The organism is Streptosporangium sp. LJ11 (assembly GCF_051918945.1).
Classification (GTDB): domain Bacteria; phylum Actinomycetota; class Actinomycetes; order Streptosporangiales; family Streptosporangiaceae; genus Streptosporangium.
On the sequence record NZ_JBPXMB010000004.1, the window covers coordinates 337,452 to 357,614 of the forward strand.

19 protein-coding genes and 1 pseudogene are annotated in these 20,163 nt (G+C 71.4%); 9 read left to right on the plus strand and 11 right to left on the minus strand.

The features are described from left to right. Positions 1-106 precede the first annotated feature (106 nt). A complete protein-coding gene (rplQ, locus tag ACTOQ3_RS08565) occupies positions 107-661 on the plus strand; it encodes a 50S ribosomal protein L17 (protein WP_440082815.1) in 555 nt (184 codons plus the stop codon). 163 nt (positions 662-824) lie between these two features. Continuing rightward, positions 825-1,712, plus strand: coding sequence for a tRNA pseudouridine(38-40) synthase TruA (truA, locus tag ACTOQ3_RS08570; RefSeq protein ID WP_440082816.1), 888 nt, complete (start codon positions 825-827; stop codon positions 1,710-1,712). Here truA and ACTOQ3_RS08575 read toward each other — a convergent pair. From ACTOQ3_RS08575 to ACTOQ3_RS08585, 3 genes are all read right to left on the minus strand, one after another. Next, complete coding sequence (locus ACTOQ3_RS08575; protein WP_440082817.1) at positions 1,702-3,492, minus strand: hypothetical protein; 1,791 nt, start codon at positions 3,490-3,492, stop codon at positions 1,702-1,704. The two genes, truA and ACTOQ3_RS08575, sit on opposite strands and share 11 nt — an antisense overlap. A gap of 814 nt (positions 3,493-4,306) precedes the next feature. Beyond that, complete coding sequence (locus ACTOQ3_RS08580) at positions 4,307-5,245, minus strand: hypothetical protein (protein WP_440082818.1); 939 nt, start codon at positions 5,243-5,245, stop codon at positions 4,307-4,309. Positions 5,246-5,280: 35 nt separating this feature from the next. After that, positions 5,281-5,982 (minus strand): CAP domain-containing protein, encoded by a 702-nt coding sequence (locus tag ACTOQ3_RS08585; protein WP_440082819.1) that lies wholly within the window; start codon positions 5,980-5,982, stop codon positions 5,281-5,283. Between the two features lie 529 nt (positions 5,983-6,511). On the opposite strand from ACTOQ3_RS08585, the gene rplM reads away from it, so the two are divergent. The 5 genes from rplM (at position 6,512) to ACTOQ3_RS08610 (ending at position 10,744) form a co-directional block, all read left to right on the plus strand. Beyond that, the gene (rplM, locus tag ACTOQ3_RS08590; RefSeq protein WP_344746717.1) at positions 6,512-6,955 is read left to right on the plus strand and encodes a 50S ribosomal protein L13; all 444 of its coding nucleotides are present in this window, start codon (positions 6,512-6,514) and stop codon (positions 6,953-6,955) included. 69 nt (positions 6,956-7,024) lie between these two features. Continuing rightward, positions 7,025-7,546, plus strand: coding sequence for a 30S ribosomal protein S9 (rpsI, locus tag ACTOQ3_RS08595; RefSeq protein ID WP_362839934.1), 522 nt, complete (start codon positions 7,025-7,027; stop codon positions 7,544-7,546). 3 nt (positions 7,547-7,549) lie between these two features. Further along, complete coding sequence (gene glmM, locus ACTOQ3_RS08600; protein WP_440082820.1) at positions 7,550-8,905, plus strand: phosphoglucosamine mutase; 1,356 nt, start codon at positions 7,550-7,552, stop codon at positions 8,903-8,905. Positions 8,906-9,350: 445 nt separating this feature from the next. Then, on the plus strand, positions 9,351-9,971 hold the full coding sequence (locus ACTOQ3_RS08605; RefSeq protein ID WP_440082821.1) for a hypothetical protein: 621 nt from the start codon (positions 9,351-9,353) through the stop codon (positions 9,969-9,971). 62 nt (positions 9,972-10,033) lie between these two features. Beyond that, a complete protein-coding gene (locus ACTOQ3_RS08610) occupies positions 10,034-10,744 on the plus strand; it encodes a hypothetical protein (RefSeq protein WP_440082822.1) in 711 nt (236 codons plus the stop codon). Between the two features lie 48 nt (positions 10,745-10,792). Here the strand turns inward: ACTOQ3_RS08610 and ACTOQ3_RS08615 are convergent, their stop codons facing one another. The 7 genes from ACTOQ3_RS08615 to ACTOQ3_RS08645 all read right to left on the minus strand — a co-directional run bounded on the left by ACTOQ3_RS08615 (position 10,793) and on the right by ACTOQ3_RS08645 (position 16,677). Next, the gene (locus ACTOQ3_RS08615) at positions 10,793-11,509 is read right to left on the minus strand and encodes an ABC transporter permease (protein WP_440082823.1); all 717 of its coding nucleotides are present in this window, start codon (positions 11,507-11,509) and stop codon (positions 10,793-10,795) included. Positions 11,510-11,511: 2 nt separating this feature from the next. Further along, the gene (locus tag ACTOQ3_RS08620) at positions 11,512-12,426 is read right to left on the minus strand and encodes an ABC transporter ATP-binding protein (RefSeq protein WP_440082824.1); all 915 of its coding nucleotides are present in this window, start codon (positions 12,424-12,426) and stop codon (positions 11,512-11,514) included. Beyond that, a complete protein-coding gene (locus ACTOQ3_RS08625; protein ID WP_440082825.1) occupies positions 12,423-13,301 on the minus strand; it encodes an ABC transporter permease in 879 nt (292 codons plus the stop codon). Before ACTOQ3_RS08625 ends, ACTOQ3_RS08620 begins: the two co-directional genes overlap by 4 nt. After that, positions 13,294-14,199, minus strand: a complete 906-nt coding sequence (locus ACTOQ3_RS08630; RefSeq protein WP_440070970.1) for an ABC transporter ATP-binding protein — start codon at positions 14,197-14,199, stop codon at positions 13,294-13,296. The genes ACTOQ3_RS08625 and ACTOQ3_RS08630 overlap by 8 nt, the downstream gene beginning before the upstream one ends. A gap of 84 nt (positions 14,200-14,283) precedes the next feature. Beyond that, complete coding sequence (locus tag ACTOQ3_RS08635; protein WP_440082826.1) at positions 14,284-15,234, minus strand: DUF389 domain-containing protein; 951 nt, start codon at positions 15,232-15,234, stop codon at positions 14,284-14,286. 124 nt (positions 15,235-15,358) lie between these two features. Next, complete coding sequence (locus tag ACTOQ3_RS08640) at positions 15,359-15,949, minus strand: hypothetical protein (protein WP_440082827.1); 591 nt, start codon at positions 15,947-15,949, stop codon at positions 15,359-15,361. 152 nt (positions 15,950-16,101) lie between these two features. Next, positions 16,102-16,677 (minus strand): TetR/AcrR family transcriptional regulator, encoded by a 576-nt coding sequence (locus ACTOQ3_RS08645; protein WP_440082828.1) that lies wholly within the window; start codon positions 16,675-16,677, stop codon positions 16,102-16,104. Positions 16,678-16,766: 89 nt separating this feature from the next. On the opposite strand from ACTOQ3_RS08645, the gene ACTOQ3_RS08650 reads away from it, so the two are divergent. Both ACTOQ3_RS08650 and ACTOQ3_RS08655 read left to right on the plus strand, forming a co-directional pair. Continuing rightward, complete coding sequence (locus ACTOQ3_RS08650; protein ID WP_440082829.1) at positions 16,767-17,600, plus strand: NAD(P)H-binding protein; 834 nt, start codon at positions 16,767-16,769, stop codon at positions 17,598-17,600. A 310-nt stretch (positions 17,601-17,910) separates the two neighbouring features. Beyond that, the gene (locus ACTOQ3_RS08655) at positions 17,911-19,542 is read left to right on the plus strand and encodes a hypothetical protein (RefSeq protein WP_440082830.1); all 1,632 of its coding nucleotides are present in this window, start codon (positions 17,911-17,913) and stop codon (positions 19,540-19,542) included. Here ACTOQ3_RS08655 and ACTOQ3_RS08660 read toward each other — a convergent pair. Next, positions 19,506-20,105, minus strand: a pseudogene (locus ACTOQ3_RS08660) (N-acetyltransferase family protein); the annotation flags it as partial. The gene ACTOQ3_RS08655 and the pseudogene ACTOQ3_RS08660 overlap by 37 nt on opposite strands. Positions 20,106-20,163 lie beyond the last annotated feature (58 nt).

Sequence of the window (20,163 nt, forward strand, 5' to 3'; positions counted from 1 at the left end):
TCACCTCCGGTGTCACCGAGTTTCACGATGACGGGGGCCCTCCGGCCCCCGGCCCGACCCCGGTACCTCGTACGGCCGGGGCGGGTTTACTCCCAAGGAGAACGTTATGCCTAGGCCCACCAAGGGTGCCCGTCTCGGCGGCAGCCCGGCTCACGAGCGGCTGATCCTGGCGAACCTCGCCACCCAGCTGTTCCAGCACGGCCGGATCAAGACCACCGAGGCCAAGGCGAAGCGTCTGCGTCCGGTGGCGGAGAAGCTGATCACCAAGGCGAAGAAGGGCGACATGCACAACCGTCGCCAGGTGCTGACGATCGTCAAGGACAAGAGCGTCGTCCACCACCTCTTCACCGAGATCGCCCCGACCTTCGCCGAGCGTCCCGGTGGCTACACCCGGATCACCAAGATCGGCCTTCGTAAGGGTGACGCCGCCCCCATGGCCGTGATCGAGCTGGTGTCCGAGCCGCTGAACGCGGTCAAGGTCGGCCAGGCCCCGGCCGCCGCCAAGGCCACCGCGCCCAAGGCGGAGGAGACCGAGGTCGAGGAGACCAAGGCCGGCGAGGCCGACGAGGCCAAGGCCGAGACCACCGAGGAGACGAAGGCCTCCGAGGAGACGACCGAGGCTCCCGCCGAGGAGACCGAGGCCAAGAAGGACAACGCCTGATCTCTCAGGCCCCGTGAACGGGCCCGGCACCTCCTCAGCGGGGGGCGCCGGGCCCTTTCCGTTCTCCAGGCGGTCTCCCGGAAGGTCTCCGGACGCTCTCCCGGGAATGCCCGGGAGGCCCGGGGGCGACGTGAGCCCGTGAGAGTTCCAGAAAGGAACCATCGTGGTACGGCTGAGGCTGGATCTCGCCTATGACGGCACCGACTTCTCCGGCTGGGCCAAGCAGCCCGGGCGGCGTACGGTCCAGGGGGAGATCGAGGAGGCGCTCGGCAGGATCCTGCGGCTCGCCGAGCCCCCGGCGCTGACCGTGGCCGGGCGGACCGACGCAGGCGTGCACGCCCGCGGTCAGGTGGCCCACGTCGACCTGGACCCCGGCGCGCTCGGCGCGCTGGACGGCCGCGGCCGCCGAGGGGCGGCCGCGGGCGAGGGCCCCGAGCCGGGATCCGCGGCGGAGCTCGCCGAGAGGCTCTCCGCCATGCGCAGGAGGCTCGCCGGGGTCCTGCCGCCCGATGTGCGTGTGCGTCTCGTCACGGTGGCTCCTGAGGGCTTCGACGCGCGGTTCTCGGCGCTGTCGAGGCGGTACGCCTACCGGATCTCCGATGCCCCGGGCGGGGTCGACCCGCTCCGGCGCCGCGAGGTCGTCTGGTACAACAGGCCCCTCGACGTGGACAGGCTGAACGCGGCCGCCGCCGCCCTGCTCGGCGAGCACGACTTCGCCGCGTTCTGCAAGAAACGCGAGGGCGCGACCACGATCCGCGAGCTCCAGCGGCTCGACTGGGCCCGCGAGGACGGGCTCGTCGTCGCGACGGTGACGGCCGACGCGTTCTGCCACTCCATGGTCCGGGCGCTCGTCGGGTCTCTGCTGCCCGTCGGCGAGGGGCGGCTCCCGGTCGACTGGCCGGGCGGGGTGCTGGCGAGGGCCGTACGGGACTCGGGGGTGCACGTCGCGCCCGCGCACGGGCTCTGCCTGGAGGAGGTGCGCTATCCCGGCGCCGAGGAGCTCGCCCGGCGGGCCGCGGAGACCCGCCGGGTGCGGACGCTCAGCTCGTGACGCGGCGCTCCACGACCTTCGCGGTCTGGTCGCGGAAGGCGCCGCTGACCTTGCCCAGCCCCTTCTCCTTGGCGGTCGGCGTGTGCCCGTCGCTGAAGGTGGCGTAACTGAACACGATGTAGCGGCCCCACACCATCCCGGCCGCGTAGCCGCCCGCGATGTGCACCCGCTCGCCGCCCGTGCCGGCGGCCGAGGGCAGGCCGCGGAACCACAGGTTGCTGCCGAGATTCTTGGCCTTGTCGGCCGCGACCGCGGACTCGCGGGTGGGCAGCACGGCGATCCCCGTGGTCACGGCGTATCGCCGCTTGCTGTCCACGTACGTCGCCCGCAGCACCCGGCGGCACTCCTGGCTGCGAAGGGTGCCGGCGAACTTGCCGGACGCGGCCTTGTGGCACTGCTCGGTGACGTCGGTCTTGACCCTGGTGAAGGTCGTCCCGGCCACGGACACCTTCTTGCCGAAGGCGGCGGCCACGGTCATCGTGCCCGGGTCGGTCTTCTCTGAGTTGAGCATCGTGGTGTTGATCGGCTCGGGCTCGCCGGTGATGTCCAGGTCGTCGGTGGGGTCGAGGGTTCCGGAGCTGGGAATCGGGTCCGTCGCGTTCGCCGACTGCTTGGCGCTGAACGACTGGTAGGCGAAGAAGGCACCGGTGCCGATGCCGACCACCACGACCGCGACCACGGCCGCGATCAGCGTCGTACTCGCCCTGCTGCGGGCCGGCGCGGGGGCGGGAGGCGGGGGCTCGGGGGTGAACGCCGAGATCGGGGTGAACGCCCCGCGCGTCGTCGCCGGGCCGGTCCCGAGGACCGCCGTCGGCTCGCCCGCGGGCGCGGAGGTCACCGGCGGCGGGGGCGGGAGGACCGGGAACGGCGGCGCGACGCCGGTGACGACGGGGATGCCGCCCGGCGGGGTCGCCTGGTCCGAGGAGGGGAAGGGCTGTGCCGCCTCCGGGCCGGGATCGGCGGCCTGGGACGGTGCCCGGTCGCGGGCGGCCTGGTCGAGGGGAGGCGTGGGCACCGGCGAGGCCGGCTCCGGTCCCGGCCGTGTGCCGGGCTGCGCCACGGGCGCGGACACGGGGGACATCGGGGACGCAACCGCCGGAGCGGGGCCGGACAGGACGGGAGGGGCCTCGTCCGGCGGGCCGGCCGGTGAGGGCGCGGGGGTCTGCTGAGGAGAGACCTGCGGGGCGGAGGGCTGAGCGGGGGCCTGCCAAGCGGGCGGGTCCTGCCGGGGTGCGAGGCCGTGGCCGTCCTCCAGGAGGTCCCCCGGCGCGGGGTGGGCCGGCGCGGCGGGCCCGGTGGCGCGGACGTCGACCGTGGTGTCGCCGCTCTCACCCGGTTCCTGGTGGGGGGCGGCGTCCGGCGGCCACACGGCGACGTCGCCGGGCTCTCCCGGGCGGGCGGCGCTCTCCTCAGGATCGGTCCACACCGGCTCGCCGGTCGCGGCGGGCCAGGGGGCCTCCTGTCCGGACGAGGGCCAGACCTGCATGCCCGCGGCCGCGGCGGTGAAGGCGGGCGGCGGCTGCCAGGGCGGCGCGCCCGGCACGATGGGCGCGGTGGACAACGGCTGGTCGCTCCGCGGCGCGGAACCCCCGTGCTCGTGGCGCTCGCCCTCGCCGACCTCGCCGGGCCGCGGGGGGGCGGCCGGCTCCGCCGGCCAGGCGGGGGAGGAGTCGTCCTGGAGCGGGGGCGGCCAGGCGGGGGAGGTCGCGTCCGAGCCTGGGGCGCCGGGCCAGGACGGGCCCGAAGAGCCGCCGGATCCGGGGGTACCGGGCCAGGGCACGGACGGACGGTCGGCGGGAGAGGGCCAGGCGGGTGAGGTGGGTGAGGTGGTCTCGTCCCGGAGCGGGGGCGGCCAGGCGGGGGAGGTCGCGTCCGAGCCTGGGGCGCCGGGCCAGGACGGGCCCGAAGAGCCGCCCGGGTTCGGCGGGGCCGGCCAGGCGGGAGGGGAGGGCTCCGGGGGCGTGGGGGAGTTGATCCACGCCGGAGGGGCCGGATCGGGCCGGGAGAACTCCGACCAGGTGGGGCCGGAGGGAGCGGGCGGGAACCCGGGCCGCGGGTCCGGGAGCTCGGGCCGCGGGCCTGAGAGCTCGGAGGGGAGATCCGGCCGAGCGCTCCCCGAGGGGCCGGGCGGGAACCCGGGCCCGGCGGGATCGGAGGGCTCGGGGGAGAACTCGGGCCGCGGGGGACCGGAGGGCTCCGAAGACGGGAGCGGCTCCGGCCGGGGCGCGGCGTGCGAGGGGCCGGGCCAGGGGGCGGGCGGGTCGTCCTCCGGCTGGGCGTACCAGTCGTAGGGGGCCCCGTCGCCGGGGACCGTCCATGGTTGAGCCGCCCCGGGAGTCACCTCCGGCCACGCCGAAGGGTTGTGGGGCTGCTCGTCACCTGTGAGATCGGTCCGCAGCACGTGGGGCGAGGGCTGGCCGAAACTCGGCGGCGGCGTCGCCGGTGCTGCCGAACCCTCGGCTTCACGTTGGTGCTCGGACCCGGATTCCTGGCCACGCATACGACGCAGCCTAGCGACAGCCGGAGATCGTCATGCGAGTATGGCCGTATCGTCTGCCGGATTCATGCCGCAAAACGGCGGTATGAACCCATGGTCAAGGGCGTTTTCCGGTCAGTGATCGCGCCTCCAGGGCGGGGGTGACGGTCGCGTCCGCCGCGCCGAAGGCCGCCTGGTTCAGCTTCTTGACCTCGGTCTTCTTCGGCAGATGGCCGTCCTTGTACTGGAACCAGACCATCACCGCGTAGTGCCCGTGGCGCCACTCGCCCACGAACGCCTCACCGGTGCCGAGAAGTTTGGTGACCTTATCCTTACCTGGGAGCGGTTTGAGGTATTCCTCCCGCTCCTTGCCGGAGCCGACCGAGACGACCTTGGACGCCCCCGCCGACGTCTTGAGGTTGGCGACTCCCACGGTGCCGATGATCTTCCCCGAGGCGTCGCGGAAGCTGGCCCGCAGGAGCTGGTTGCACTTGGCCGCGGTGAGGGCCTTCTGGAGCTTCTCCCCGACCACCGCCTTGTCGCACTTCTTGTCGGTCCTGCGCGTGGTCATCAGGTAGGTCTGCCCGCCGATCTTCACCTTCTTGCGCTTGAACACCTCGTTCAGGGTGAGAAGGTGCGGGTCGCCGGCGCGGGAGGAGGCGAAGCCGAACTTGCCCTCCGCGGTGCTGGCGGGCGGTATCAGGGGGGCCTCGGCGGTGGGGCCCGTCGCGCCGGGCACCGGGGCGGGGTCGGAGTTGGCCAGCACGGCCAGGCCGATGCCCGCGGCGACCAGCGCGGCGAACGCCCCGGCCGCGATGAAGATCGGGCGACGTGAGCGGGGCCCCTCGTCGTACGGGCTCCACATCTCCTGGCGGGGTCGTTCCCTGGGGGGTTCCGCGGGGCGTTCCCGCGGCCCGGTGGGCCGGGAGGCCTGCTGGGGGGGCTCGGCGGCGCGGTTGTTCGGCGAGGCGTCGAACCAGTGCTGGCCCTGTGCGGGCGGCGACGCGTCAGGCCGGTTGTAAGGCTGGCGGCGCGGCGGCTCCACGGGAAAACCCATGCGCCGAGCGTAGCCCGGTATCGGAGCCGGTTGGCTCAGGAGTATCCGAAGTCCTGGGTCCACCAGGGGCCGTCGGGGCCCTGGACGGCCCCGACCCCGGTGGCCGTGAGCTCGCAGTTGAGGATGTTGCGCCGGTGGCCGCTGGTCCCCATCCAGCTGCGCACCGCCTCGTCGGGAGAGGTGTAGCCGCGCCCGATGTTCTCCGCGCCGCCGTCGCGGTAGCCGGTGGCCTCCATCCGCTCCCAGGGGGACGTGCCGTCGGCGGAGTTGTGGGAGAGGTTTCCCGCGGCCGCCATCCCGGCCGAGTGCCTCCTGGCCGACGAGGTCAGCCGCCTGTCGATCCGGAGCGGTGCGCACCCGGCCCGCCTGCGCTCCACGTTGACGAGCCGGACGACCTCGCGCTCCATCGCGCCGAGGACGGAGGTGGCGCCGTCGCCGCCGTCGCCGTTGAGCAGGTAGCGGGAGGGGCCGTCCTTCCCGGAGCCGCCGGGCGACGCGTCGGCGCTCGGGGTGGGCCGCGGGCGCCGGTCCTGGGGGGTGGTGGGGGCGACGGAGGCGCGGGCGACCCGGGCGAGCGGGGCGCGCTCGACCTGTCCGGCCAGGGCGCCGCTGGGTGCGGGCCTCGTCGGCCCGGTGTCGTTCAAGTAGATCTGGTCCGCGGCGTTCTCGTCGCGGCTGCCCCGACCGATGATGAAGCCGATCAGCAGGACCGCCAGCAGGCACGCGAACACCCCCATACGACGCAGGCGCGCTCGCTGGGTATGCCCGGGGTGAGGAAGCTGCCACATACCGCTATCAAAGATAGGGATGTTTGCGGTGAGGAAGAAGGGAATGCTGAGAACATATTGGAACCGTTCCGTGAAGGTTCCGGCGCGGCGGTCCCGAGATCACCGTCCGGCGCCCTTCCCCGGGGGTGCGGGGAGAGGCCGTGCCGCCGGGTCCCGGCCCTGGTGACGACCCCTTGCGGCGGTCGTCGGATTCCGTCGTCCCGCGTGGCGGTTCCCGGGCACCGCTTGGGGGCGGGTAGACTGCCAGGGGTACCGGCGGAGAGTCATGTCGTTTTGCAAGCACTCTCCCGTGCCGGTATCCTGCTAGTTCGTTGTGTGCGAATTGGTCTCCTCTTGCAGACCGATACGCGGCGCGTCCGGCGTCATCTCCTCTTTTTCTGGAGACGGAAGGTCCGGGCTGTCGTGTGCCCGCACCTACCGACCATGTTGCTGTCCTCTCCGACAGCGCCGAAGACGCGACCAAAGAAGGCATACGACCGTGCGCACGTACACACCCAAGCCTGCCGAAGTCGAGCGTCAGTGGCACATCATCGACGCCACCGACATCGTGCTTGGCCGGCTGGCCAGCCACGTCGCGATCCTGCTTCGCGGTAAGCACAAGCCGACCTTCGCCAACCACGTCGACACCGGTGACTTCGTCATCGTCATCAACGCCGACAAGGTCGCGCTGACCGGTAACAAGCTTGAGCAGAAGAAGGCCTACCGCCACTCGGGCTACCCGGGCGGTCTGCGCTCCATGACCTACGGCGAGCTCATGGACAAGCGTCCCGACCGCGCCGTCGAGAAGGCCGTGAAGGGCATGCTGCCCAAGAACGCCCTCGGCCGGAAGATGATCAAGAAGCTCAAGGTCTACGCCGGTTCCGAGCACCCGCACCAGGCGCAGCAGCCGGTGTCTTTCGAGCTCACCCAGATCGCCCAGTAGTCACTAGCTGCTTGTCGCCAGCAGCGTTGGCCGATGGCCGACGCCGAGTAGGAAAGTTAGAGGAGAACCGTGGCTGAGTCCACCGGTGTCGAGACGCCCGTCGAGGCCGAGCAGGAAGCGTACTCCGCGGAGGAGTTCCCCTCCGAGTACACCTCCGAGTCCACCGCCAGCGGCGACGTCGCCGTCCGCAAGCCCATCACCACCGGCAACTCGTACGGCACGGGCCGCCGCAAGGAATCCGTGGCCCGCGTGCGCATCGTGCCGGGCACCGGCAAGTGGACGATCAACGGTCGTACGCTTGAGAACTACTTCCCGAACAAGGTCCACCAGCAGATCGTCAACGAGCCCTTCGTGGTGCTCGGTGCCGAGGAGCAGTTCGACGTCATCGCCCGCATCAACGGCGGCGGCGTGACCGGCCAGGCCGGTGCCCTGCGCATGGGTCTCTCCCGCGCGCTGACCGCGCTGGACGTCGAGGTCAACCGCCCGCCGCTGAAGAAGGCCGGCTTCCTGACCCGTGACGCCCGCGCCACCGAGCGCAAGAAGTACGGCCTCAAGAAGGCCCGCAAGGCTCCGCAGTACAGCAAGCGTTAAGCGTTGGGGCGCCTTTTCGGCACCGACGGGGTACGTGGGGTCGCTGGACGCGACCTCACGGCCGAGCTCGCCATGGACCTGTCCGTGGCCGCGGCTCATGTCCTCGGCGATGCCGGGGCGTTCAATACCAGCGTCGGGCGGCGGGGCCGTCCCGTCGCCGTCGTGGGCCGGGACCCTCGGGCTTCAGGAGAATTCCTGGAGGCCGCGGTGGTCGCCGGCCTCGCGTCGTCTGGTGTGGACGTTCTCCGGCTCGGCGTGCTGCCCACCCCGGCGGTCGCTTACCTGACGACGGCTCTCAGCGCCGACATGGGCGTGATGATCTCCGCCTCCCACAACCCCGCCCCCGACAACGGGATCAAGTTCCTCACCCGAGGCGGCTACAAGCTGCCCGACGCGGTGGAGAACGAGATCGAGCAGCGGCTCGGCGAGAAGTGGGAGCGTCCTGTCGGTGCCTCGGTCGGCCGCGTACGCGAGGCGTACGGTGAGGCCGACCGCTACGTGTCCCACGTGCTGTCCACCGTGGACGGCCGTCTCGACGGCCTGAACGTGGTCCTCGACTGCGCCCACGGCGCCGCCCACATGGTGGCTCCCGAGGCGTTGCTGCGGGCCGGAGCCACCGTGGAGACGATCGGGGCGCGCCCCGACGGTCTCAACATCAACGCGGGGGTCGGCTCCACCCACCTGGACAAGCTCCAGCAGATCGTGGTCTCCCGCAACGCGGACGTTGGCATCGCCTACGACGGCGACGCGGACCGCTGCCTGGCCGTCTCGCACACCGGTGAGATCGTCGACGGCGACCAGATCATGGCCGTGCTGGCCATGGCCATGCACGCCGAGGGCAAGCTGATCGGCGACACCGTGGTGGCCACGGTCATGTCCAACCTGGGCTTCAAGATCGCGCTCAAGAACGCCGGTATCGACGTCGTCGAGACCGCCGTGGGCGACCGCTACGTCCTGGAGGCCATGAGGGCCGGCGGTTACAACCTCGGTGGCGAGCAGTCCGGCCACGTCCTGATGCTCGACCACGCCACCACCGGGGACGGCCTGCTGACCTCGCTGCACCTGCTGGCGGTCGTGGCGCGGGAGAAGAAGTCGCTGGCCGAGCTGGCCTCGGTGATGACCCGCCTGCCGCAGGTCCTGGTCAACGTGAAGGACGTCGACCGGTCCAAGGCCTCGGCTCCGGAGCTGGCCGCCGCGGTCAGCGCCGCGGAGTCGGAGCTGGGAGAGACCGGGCGCGTGCTGATCCGGCCCAGCGGCACCGAGCCGATGATCCGCGTCATGGTCGAGGCCGCCTCGGCGGAACAGGCCGAGCAGCTGGCCGGCAGGCTGGCCGACGTCGTCCGCACGGCCTGCGTCTGAACGATCGAAGCACGGCCCGTACTCCGGTGCGGGCCGTGCTTCGTTTCGTGCCCGGCCTTTGTGGCGCCCGGCTTTGACGCATGACCTTCGTGTCCGGTCCGCAGTGTCCGGTATGTCACCCCGGTCTCCGTGACCGGCCGTTGCGCGAGGGCTTCGTGACCGGCACCGCCCGGCTCGCGCGGTACCCGTTCCGCCGCGCTTGACGCGCTTCGTGCTCGTGGCCCGTTGTGTCCAGCTTGTCCGGCGCCACGCCACACTTCGCATTGATTGACACTCTGAGTCATCGATCGGACACTTTCAGTGGTTGGGGAGGGATTCCCGCCAAGAAACCGCTCATCGTGCCGAATGGCCACGAGCCCCGGTGGCCATCCGGTCACTCCGGTCGTCACGATGCCCACGCGGCGCGAGGCCGCCGACATCGTGATCGATCGAGGGGTGCCGCGCCGTGCTTTCGCTTCTCGCCGTTCTCGGCGGCGTCCCCGATCAGGCCAACACAGGGCAGACGGACTACACCGGCGCCTCCGTCGTGGCCGGAGAGGCCGTCCAGTACACGGTGACCCTGGTCAACACCGGCGACGCGATCCTCGACAACCAGGTCACCTCGGCGACCATCGGCAGCACCCGCCCCGCCGGCGGCACCGACCCCGGCTGTTCCGTCCAGATCGCCGTGACCCCCACCAGCATCACCCTCGTCGACCTGACCAGCACCTTCACCCTGACCGGCAAACCGGACTCGACGGTCCGCGACAGCCGGGCCGTGACCATGACGGTCATCACGAACAGTTTCGACGGCCACACCGTCACCGTGCGGGCGGCGTCCCCCGAGCTCACCTCCGACCAGCCCGGCAACGACTCCACCATCCCGATCGGGAACCTGCGCGTGCGCGAGAGCGGCACGTCGGCCTTCCAGCCCCTTTCGACCACCGTCCCGGTGCTCGTCCACGACCAGCCGGTTGCGTCCGCCCCCGACGGAGACGCCATCGGCACCGACTTCGAGGCTTACATCCCCTTCGTCCAGGTCGGCACCTATTCGGGGACGCTCACCTACGTCGCGACGGTCAAATGACGCCGCGCCATCCAGGGAAGCCCCGGGACTCCCCGTACACGAGCAACGTGAAGGAGAAAGCCATGGCACTGATCACGATGATCCGTCCTTCCACCGGCACGCTGCGCGCCGCGGTCCGCTACGGGCTCGGCGCGGCCCTGGTCGTCGCCCTCGCCGCACCGTCATCGGCGGCGGCCGTCCTCGAACCGCGCCCCGAGGACCCCGGGGACGCCGGAGGTGCCGGGGGCAGGGCGGGTAAGGCGGTGACCGGGGGCGTACCGAGCCTGAGCATCAGCATCGACAACGGCCGGACCTCCGCCGAGGAGGGAGATCGGCTCACCTACGCCGTCACCGTGCGCAACACCGGGGCGACCCGCGTGCGCGACCTCGAACTCACCCAGACCCTGCCGGCCGGCCTCAGGTTCGTCTCGGCGGACGGCGGGGGCTCGGCCTCGAAGGGGCAGGTCCGCTGGAGCGCCGACGTGCCGCCCGGCAAGGACGTCACCTTCCACACCGTCGCGGAGGTGGGGGCCACCCCGGAGGACCTCCTGCGCCTGGCCAGCATCGCCTGCGCGAACACCGAGGGAAGCGACAGGCCGATCGTCTGCGCCACCCACTCCGACCAGTTGCCCGCCGGCGCGGCGGCCGAGGCCGCGCACGCGAGGGCCCACCCCGTGTCGAGCCGCCTGGGATACGTGGGCCTGGGCGCGGGGGCCGGGCTGCTGGCCCTGGCCGGGCTGCTGTTCCTCCGCCGCTCCAGGCGCGGCCGCCACCTGCGGCAGTCGCCCTCGTGACGACCCGGGCGTGCACCCCTGGAACGGGGTGCACGCTGTCCGGACGGGCTACTCGTCGCCGGTGAGGGAGAAGCTCCGCAGGCGCCTGCCCGCCCAGACGACCGCGCCGACGGTGACGATGACCAGGGCGGGGACGGCGAAGCCGAGAGTGATCTCGGTGGAGAAGAACGCGGAGGACGACAGCTGGTCGGCGATCGTCTGGGCCCACTGCTGGATGGAGAACCTGCGGGCGCCGGGCACGAAGTTGCCGACCACGCCCTCCCAGACGAGCGCGTAGACGATGCCGATCGTGACCGCGTGCCGGGTCAGCACGCCCAGCAGCATGAACACCGCCGCGTACGCGATCCCGCCGATGAGGGAGCCGAGCGCGAAGCCGTACGCGATACCGGATTCGAGGCTGACCAGCAGGTAGGCCGCGACGAAGGTCGGCACGGCGGCGAACAGCGCGAGCATCGAGGCGGCGACCACGAACTTGGTCCGGGCGATCGCCGGGCGGGAGATCGGCTTGGACAGCAGGTGGATGATCGTGCCGTCGTCGATCTCGGGGGCGATCACCCCGGTCCCGGCGATCAGGCCGAGCAGCGGCAGCATGGTGCCGATGGCGAAGGTCTGCATGAGCGTGACCGCGGTCCGCTCGTCGGCGGCGCCGATGAACCTCAGCAGGGCGGCCATGGCGACCAGCACCACGGGAAGCATGATCAGCAGCCAGATCCGGCGGCGGCCGAGGAGCGCCCGGTAGGAGATTCCGGCGATGACACCGTTCATGGTCAGCTGCTCCTGTTGATCAGGTAGGAGAAGACGCTCTCCAGGTCTTCGTCGGCGGGGGAGACCTGCAGGATCCGGATGTCCGCGTCCTTGGCGACCCTGGGCAGCAGCCGGGTGAAGCGCCGGAAGTCGACGGCGTGCACCTCCAGGCCCGCCTGGGTCAGCGAGACCGAGCCCGAGGAGGCGTCGGCGATCAGCGCGGACGCCAGGCGGCGGTCGTCGCTGGAGCGGACCCTGAACAGGTGCGGGCGGTCGGTCATCCGGCGGCGGATCTCGCGGAAGTCCCCGGAGGCGGCGTGGCGTCCGGCCACCAGCACCTCGATGTGCTGGGCGACCCGCTCCACCTCCTCCAGGATGTGCGAGCTGAACAGGATGGTCTTGCCCGCGGTGCCCATGGCGCGGACCAGGTCCATCAGGTGCAGGCGCTGGCGCGGGTCCATGCCGTTGAACGGCTCGTCGAGCAGCAGGACCTGCGGGTCGTGGACGAGGGCCGCGGCCACCTTGACGCGCTGGCGCATGCCCTTGGAGTACGTCTCGATCCTGCGGTCCTTGGCGCTCTCCATCTCCACCAGGGCGAGCGCCTTGCGTGCGGCGTCGTCGGGGTTGGGCAGGCGGTGCAGCCTCGCGCTGGACAGCACGAACTGCCAGCCGGTGAGGAAGCCGTAGACGGCTTCGCGCTCGGGGACCAGGCCGATGGAGCGGTAGATCTCGTGGTTGCGCCAGATGCGGTCGCCGTCGAGGGTGACGGTGCCGCCCGAGGGGGCGAGGAACCCGGCCATCATGTGCAGCAGCGTGGACTTCCCCGCGCCGTTCGGGCCGAGCAGCCCGGTGACGCCGGGGCCGACGGTCATGGTGATGTCGTTGACGGCGACCACGTTGCCGTACCAGCGGGACACCTGGGCCAGTTCGATCTTCATCGGGAGGCCGCCTTACGGTAGCGCGCGATCAGGGCCGTGACGGACAGGGCGATCAGCGCGATCATGATCACTCCCGCGACCAGGGATCCGCCGCCCGGCGGGTAGATGACGCCCGCGGTGGGCGTCGCCCCGAAGATCCCGACGTGCACGGCGGCGTCCACCAGGAAGAACGGGTTGATCAGCCACGCCCACGCGGCGGTGGTGTCGTCGCCCATCGACTCCAGCGTCGCGAACAGCACGGTCGACACGGCGGAGGCGAGCAGGTAGAAGGCGATGACCGCGGCCACGCCCAGGCCGCGCCTGGGGGTGAACGAGGCGATGGCCACGCCGAGGCAGGCCAGCAGCAGCGCGTAGCAGACCGCGCCGGCCATGGAGGTGAGGTATTCGGCGGTGTGCGTGTCGCCGGGCAGGTCGATGACCACCTCGCCGATGTAGAGCACGGTGAGGGGTGCCGCCAGCAGCAGGAACATGGCGGTCGTCATCGCCGCGAGCTTCGCCCCGACGTAGTCCCAGATCGTCACCGGGCGCGACAGGTAGAGCGGCAGCACCCGGAAGCGCAGGTCGGGCGCGACGGCGTACGGCGACTGCGAGGCCAGGAAGATCGCGAGCACGGCCTGCATGACGACCGCGTACTCGGTGTAGCGCATCCCCTCCTGCTTGGCCAGCGCCATGATCGCGATGGAGACGACCGCGGGCAGGAGCATGACGCCCAGGAGCACGAACGGGATGATCTTCGAGCGGGCGGTGCGGCCGAGCCCGAAGATCCCGCGCAGGCTGTGCAGGGTCAGCGCTGCGGTGGCGTGGCCGCGGCCGAGCCGCGGCCCCTCGTAGTGGCGGTATCCGATGTCGTGGATGACACCCGTGGGTTCAGACATTGACCGGCTCCCTGAAGACGTCCTCGATGCGCTGGCGGCCCTGCTCCACGCGCACGAGGCAGAGGTCGAGCTCGCAGACGGCGTCGCGGAGCGCGTCGAAGGTCTCCGGCGCGCGGACGTGGACGAGCAGCAGCCTGCCGTGCGGGGTGACGGTCTCGCCCAGCTCGGTCAGCCGGGCCGCCAGCGCGTCCTGGCCCTCCTCGACCTCGACGGTCACGGTCTGGGTGATCTGGGTGAACTCCCCGATGGACGAGGAGCGCAGCAGCTTGCCGCCGTCGATCACGATGACGTGGTCGCAGACCCGCTCCAGCTCGCCCAGCAGGTGGGAGGTGACCAGCACGCTGATGCCGAACTCGGAGCCGATCCTGCGGATCAGCGCGAGCATCTCGTCGCGGCCCCGCGGGTCGAGGCCGTTGGTGGGCTCGTCCAGCAGGACCAGGCGCGGGTCGTGCACCAGGGCCTGGGCCAGCTTGACGCGCTGCTTCATGCCGGTGGAGTAGCCGCCCATCGCCCGGTAGCGCTCCTCGTACAGCCCGACGTGGCGCAGGACGTCGGCGGCGCGCTCGCGGGCCGCGGTGCGCGGCAGGCCCGACATCTGGGCCATGTGCACGGTGAACTCGGTGGCGGACAGGTCGGGCGGCAGGCAGTCGTGCTCCGGCATGTAACCCACGACCCGGCGGATCTCCGCCCCCCTGCTCGTCGCGTCCATGCCCAGCACCTGGGCGCTTCCCGCGCTGGGTTCGAGCAGGCCGAGCAGGATCTTGATCAGCGTGGATTTGCCCGCGCCGTTGGCGCCGACCAGGCCGGTCACACCGGGGCCGACGGTGACGGTGAGCTGGTCGAGCGCCGTCACCCGGGGGAAACGTCTGGTTAGTCCCTCGGTGGCGAGGATAGTCATGCTCGGACACTATCCGTCGCCGTAGGTGCGCACCTCCGTCACACGAAGGAGGCTCGCATCGTCCGAAAGGGCAATTCTCAGCCGCTAACTCCCACTCGGGCGGGCCGGCAGCCTCATCCCGAACCGGGACCAGTAGGCCTTCTGCACGAGGAGTGTCACCACGCCGGAGATGACCATGCCCGCGACGTTCACCCCGAGCTGGACGGCCGAGGCGGTCATGTCGCCCCAGCGGGCCAGCGCGGCGGCGACCGCGAAGTATCCGGCGGCGGGGACCGTGGTGACCGAGATGAAGACGCCGACCAGGGCCGAGGACTTGCCCGCGGTGACCGAGAGCACTCCGGCGGCCCCGGCGAGCAGCGCGACGATGAACGACCACCTGTCGTACTTGACGATGAACTCGATCTCCTCGTGCCCGGTCGCCAGGGTGCCCAAGCCGATCCAGCCGAGCCCCCGCGCGACCAGCGCGCAGACGAAGGTGATCACGACGGCGACGGTGAAACCCAGGACCAGGGTCCTGGCCGCGCGGCCGATGAGGTCCCTGTCGGTACGGAGCAGGCCGAAGCAGACGGCCGCGATCGCGCCGAACTCCGGTCCGAGCACCATCGCGCCGACGATGAGGATCGGCGAGTTGACGATCACACCGATCGCCGCGAGCAGCGTGGCGATCGTGAGGAACACGAGGAAGGCCCAGGTGAGCCGGGTGTCCTCGTCGACCCGCTGGGCGAACTCCGCCCAGACCACCGCGTCGTCGCTGTCGCCCGGCGCCTCCTCCTTGGCGCGCTCGGCCACCTCCGAGATCGCCAGGTCGACCTCCTCGGCCGCGATCGAGCCCTTCGTGTGCAGGCCGAGCTCCTGGAAGCGCTCGATCACCTCGTTGGCGGCCTCGCGGGCGATGTCGAACTGGAGGAGGTCACCGGCGGGGGAGCGCGCGGCACCGGGGAACACCACGATGTTGACGACGCCGACGCACTCGTCGAGTACCTCCAGCACCTTGTCCGACAGCTCCGGCGGACTGATCACGCGTAGATGCAGCACGGGCCAACCCTAGGACCTGTGCCCCGGCCCGCTGAAGCCCGGAACCGCATGGCCGTCTCCCGGTCGTCGTCCCGCGGTCCCGCGCAGGGCCGGCGTTCGGTGTCCGGTGCGGGGGCGGATCTCCTCAGGGAACCCTGACGGCGGGGTCGGTGCTCAGGCGCCGGAGCAGGTCGGCCGTCCGGGAGACCTGCTCGGCGTCCCGCCCGGTCCGGTGGCCCGACTCGATGGCGCCCGCGAGGGCCGCCAGCTCGTGCGGCGGCATGAAGGCGCGCGCCGCGCGCAGTCGCAGCAGGACTTTGCGGCCGCCCCGCTCCTGGGCGTACAGGTACAGGTACGGGAGCCGGCGGCCGGTGAGGTCGCGGGCCCTTGAGCACTCGGGGAAGGAGTCCAGCCAGACATGGGCTCGCGCGAGGTCCACCCTGCGCGTCGTGAACGCGCCGTGGACCTCCACGACGCTTCCCTCCAGCTCCGCCCGGAAGCGGAAGATGCCGAGGAGGACGATGAGGAAGACCACCAGGACCACGACGAAGGGAACCATCAGGATCTGGAGGCCGAGAGAGGAGCCCTCGGCGGACAGCTCGGCGGCCCGTTCGAGCTTCGAGATCGCGAACAGCGGGATGCCGACGAAGGGCACGGCCAGGAGCGCGGCGCCGATCTTCATGCCGGTGCTCGCGCCAACGCTCAGCTTCAGCGGCCCATGGGACGGGATGCTCACATATCAGACACTAAGTCACTCCACCGGGTGAGCCTTGGTGCCGATCCGGCATATATGGCCGCGAGTAGAGGGAACTTTTGCCTTTGGCGGTGGTTGGTTTCGCGGCGCACCCGACGGCGCGCCCGACGGGACCCCGTCATCGGCGTGGCGGCTCAGGCGAGCGAGTCGATCCAGCGTTCCAGGCGGCGGCCCTCCCCGGCCATGAGTTCGGGGTCCCTGAAGGTGTTGGTGAGGAGTGCGATGCCCTGGTAGGCGGCGACCAGGGCGACCGCGAGCTCGCGGGAGTCGGATCGGCCCATCTCCCGGAACTGCAGCTCGGCATAGTCGATCAGCAACCGCATGACCTCGGCCGCGGCGCGGTCGAGGCCGTCGGTGCGCTTGTCGAGCTCCGAGCACAGGCTCCCGGTGGGACAGCCGTATCGCGCGGTGAGCTCGCGCTGCTCGATCCAGCCGCGCAGGAGCGCCTTCAGGCGGTCGCGGGGGCCGTCGGTGTGCAGGTCGAGAGAGGCGGTCATCGCCCGGAAGCCGAGCGCGTGCGCCTCGATCGCCGCCTCGACGAGCTGATCCTTGGTCTTGAAGTAGTAGTAGACGTTGCCCAGGGGGACCTCGGCCACGCGGGCGATGTCGGCCAGCGTCGTCTTCTCGACACCCTGCTCGTGCAGGACCCGGGACGCGGCGGCCACGAGCCGCTCCCGCTTGCCCCGCTTCGCGGTAACTGAGTCAGTCATCTCACTGACGAGTGTAGACAGCCCGGGCGGCTGCTGGTTATGGTCTTTTTAGTCAGTCAACTAACTTATTCGCGACGGGCGGGACTTTCATGATCGTGATCACGGGATCGACCGGGAACGTCGGACGGGTGCTCGTACGGGCGCTCGCCGAGGCCGGGGAGCGGGTGGCGGCGGTTTCGCGACGGCCTTCGGACGTGCCGGAGGGCGTGACGCACCACCGGGCCGACCTGGCCGACCCGCAAAGCCTCCGGCCCGCGCTCGACGGGGCCGACGCGCTGTTCCTCCTCGTCGCCGGTGCCGGAGAGCACCTGAACCCGCGAGGCATCCTCGACGTCGCGAGGGCGGCCGGGGTCCGGCGGGTCGTCCTGCAGTCCTCCCAGGCCGCCGGGACGCGACCGGAGTCCGGCTCCCACGCTCCCCTCCGGGCGTTGGAGGACGCCGTCCGGCGGTCGGGCCTGGAGTGGACCGTTCTGCGGCCGGGAGGCTTCGACTCCAACGCGTTCGCGTGGGCGGAGACGATCCGCTCGCGGCGGACCGCCGCCGCGCCGTTCGGCGACGTCGGGCTGCCGGTCGTCGACCCGGCCGACATCGCCGAGGTCGCGGCCGTGGTCCTGCGCAAGGGGGAGCACGCCGGTCACACGTACGAGCTCACCGGCCCGGCGCCGATCACCCCGCGCCGGCGGGCCCGGGCGATCGGGGACGCGCTGGGCACGCCGGTGCGGTTCGTCGAGCAGAGCCGCGAGGAGGCCCGGGAGCAGATGCTGCGCTTCATGCCCGAGCCGGTCGTGGACGGCACCCTCGCCATCCTGGGAGAGCCGTCGGCCGCCGAACAGCGGGTGAGCCCCGACGTGGAACGGATCCTCGGCCGCGCCCCCCGCGCCTTCGCCGAGTGGGCGCGACGCAACGTCGGCGCCTTCAGGTGACCCGTTCGCGGCGGTGGCGACGGGGGAGGCGCACCCGCGCTCCTCGGGCGGAGGCGTCGGGTTCCCGACGTGCCGCCGCTCCGGCGGCCCCGCTGTCACCGTCCGCTACCGCGGGCTCGCGAAGAACGCGGTCAGGGAGGGGGTTTCGCGGATCCGAACGACGCGACCACCGGCCGCCGGCGTGATCCGTGACCAAAATCGGCGATCTGGTCGCCGGTTTTTGAATCGGCCGTCACTTGGCGTAACCAATGCCGTAGCGTTTGGAAAACAACAACCGCCTCGGGGGAGTGACGCCCGAAAGGGGCGAGCGATGCCACCCAGACCCCGCAGCCTCAAGCGGCAGATGGACGTTCTCACGACCCAGATGCGCGAGCACGGGGCGACGTGGAGCCAGATCGCCGCGGACTATCAGCTCCGGTTCAAGCTCAATCCGCTGCGCGGCTTCCGCGAGGCACACCGATACACGCAGTCCGAGGTGGTCCGACTATGGAACCTGCGCTGGCCCGACGACATGCTCAGCGAACGCCGGCTCGGGGCGTGGGAGGCCTGGCCTTCGGCGACCGGCAACGAGCCTCCCATCTCCGGACTGGAACGCCTGGCCCGCATCTACCGGTGCCGGGCCGGGGACCTGGTCCATGGGGAGGACCACAGCCGTGACGACGACCGCATCGGCAGGCACCCGGCGGCCAAGGACCGACCCGTTCCCCGGCCCGTACTCACCGTTACCGATATCGCCTCATTTCTGGACGGGTTGCCGACACAGCCGCCCGGCCACGAGGCCGATCGGGTTCTCACGGTCGCGGCTCTGCGGGAGCAGGAGTTCGGCTATCTGGTCGCCGCTCTCACCCAGTGGGCGGACGGGATGAAACGCCGCGACCTACTGGCCGTGGTCGCCTCCGCGGCCGCCGCGGCGCACGCCTCCCCCCTTCTCGCCCACCTGGACCGCGACACCCTCGAACGCCTGACGTCGGCCTCCCGGGCACCCTCCCGGGTCGACGGCGAGGTGGTCGGGCATGTGGAGACGATCCTTCGTCACGCCATCAGGCAGGAGGACATCCTGGGTCCCCAGGCCGTGCTGGAGACGGCTCTGGCGCAGCACGGGCTGGTCCGCCGGCTCCTGGCGGGCGCCGCCGACGAGGACCTGCGCCGGCGACTGATGTCGCTGCTCGCCGACATATCCCGGTTCATCGGGTGGCTGCTGTTCAACTCCGGTGACTTCGCCGGAGCCGAGCACTATTACGGCCAGGCCCGGCGTGCCGCTCATGAAGCCGACGACGACCTCATGTCCAGTTACGTCCTCGCCCAGTGGAGCCACCTGGCCACCTGGTCCGGCGACCCGCGTCTCGGGGTCGAGCACGCTCTCGGGGCACTCGCCTGGGCGCAGCGAGCCGGCAGTCCCATACTGATCGCCTACGCCAACGACGTCGGCGCCCGCGCCTATGCGGGAATCGCGCGTCGCGAGAACGGCAAGAACCGGGCCAGGGACCACGCGCGGTGCCGTACCGCGCTGTCGGCCGCCCGCTCGGGGCTGGACGACTCCACGGAGGACGACCCCGGCCGGAGACTGACGTACTTCTTCGGCCCGGCCATGCTCACGCTGACCCGCGCCCTGTGCCACCTCGACATGCGTGAACCCGACAACGCGATCGCCTGCGCGCGCGAGGCGATGACCTCGATAGGGACGGCCTTCTCCCGCAACCTGGCGTTCGGTCACCTGTATCTCAGCCGCGCGTTCGCCCAGAAACGTGAGATCGGCCAGGCCTGCACGGAGCTGGCCCTGGCCGCCGAGCTCACCAGCCGCAACCGGTCCCCGCGACTGGTCGCGGCCACCGCCGACGCCCGTCAGGCCCTGTCACCCTGGAACCGCACCGACGCCGTGGTGCGCCTGGACGAGCGGCTGCGCTCCTACGGTCTGCCCGCGGGCAGGTCTTCCAGGACGTAGATGTCGTAGACGTCGTTGACGGACGACGCCGGGGCGTCCACGCTCCCGACCTGCCGCCAGCCCCATGATCGGTAAAGCCGCTGGTTGTCCTTCAACCGCGGCTCCACGGCCAGCACCGCCCGCTGCGCCCCGCACCCCGCCAGCACCGCCTCGGTCAGCCGTCTGGCGATGCCGCGCCCGCGGTGGCCGGGCAGTACGCCCAGATCCACCAGGTGCCAGGTGCGGGAACCGGACTCGTCGGTGAACCCGGCGGGGAGCGGATCACGTACGCCGTTCCACCAGCGGCCCCCCTCCCGCAGGAACGCCCCGTAGGCGAAGCCGACCAGCAGCCCGTCCTGCCGGGCGACCGACAGCCGGAACCCCCGCCGTCGGAGGAGGTCGGCGTAGGAGGCGCGCTGGTGTTCGAACTCCGCGGCCCCCTCGCTGTTGGGCGGGGCACCGAACGCCTCCCGGTAGGTCGTACCGACCTCCTCGGTGATCGTCTCGGCCTCCTCCGGGTCCAAAACCCTCACGATCACACGACCGCTCGCTGTCCTGCCCACGGCACCCGCCCTCCTCACCCGCTCTCGTCTCGAAAACTATCCATGCGGCCTCGCCCGAAACAGCCGGGAGGGCCGCCGC

Excerpts from the sequence above, each read along its gene's own strand:
- rplQ (WP_440082815.1), top strand. The coding sequence starts at position 107 with ATGCCTAGGCCCACCAAGGGTGCCCGTCTCGGCGGCAGCCCGGCTCAC.
- ACTOQ3_RS08580 (WP_440082818.1), bottom strand. The coding sequence starts at position 5,245 with ATGGGTTTTCCCGTGGAGCCGCCGCGCCGCCAGCCTTACAACCGGCCT.
- ACTOQ3_RS08585 (WP_440082819.1), bottom strand. The coding sequence starts at position 5,982 with ATGGGGGTGTTCGCGTGCCTGCTGGCGGTCCTGCTGATCGGCTTCATC.
- ACTOQ3_RS08610 (WP_440082822.1), top strand. The coding sequence starts at position 10,034 with ATGGCACTGATCACGATGATCCGTCCTTCCACCGGCACGCTGCGCGCC.
- ACTOQ3_RS08615 (WP_440082823.1), bottom strand. The coding sequence starts at position 11,509 with ATGAACGGTGTCATCGCCGGAATCTCCTACCGGGCGCTCCTCGGCCGC.
- ACTOQ3_RS08620 (WP_440082824.1), bottom strand. The coding sequence starts at position 12,426 with ATGAAGATCGAACTGGCCCAGGTGTCCCGCTGGTACGGCAACGTGGTC.
- ACTOQ3_RS08625 (WP_440082825.1), bottom strand. The coding sequence starts at position 13,301 with ATGTCTGAACCCACGGGTGTCATCCACGACATCGGATACCGCCACTAC.
- ACTOQ3_RS08630 (WP_440070970.1), bottom strand. The coding sequence starts at position 14,199 with ATGACTATCCTCGCCACCGAGGGACTAACCAGACGTTTCCCCCGGGTG.
- ACTOQ3_RS08645 (WP_440082828.1), bottom strand. The coding sequence starts at position 16,677 with ATGACTGACTCAGTTACCGCGAAGCGGGGCAAGCGGGAGCGGCTCGTG.
- ACTOQ3_RS08650 (WP_440082829.1), top strand. The coding sequence starts at position 16,767 with ATGATCGTGATCACGGGATCGACCGGGAACGTCGGACGGGTGCTCGTA.
- ACTOQ3_RS08655 (WP_440082830.1), top strand. The coding sequence starts at position 17,911 with ATGCCACCCAGACCCCGCAGCCTCAAGCGGCAGATGGACGTTCTCACG.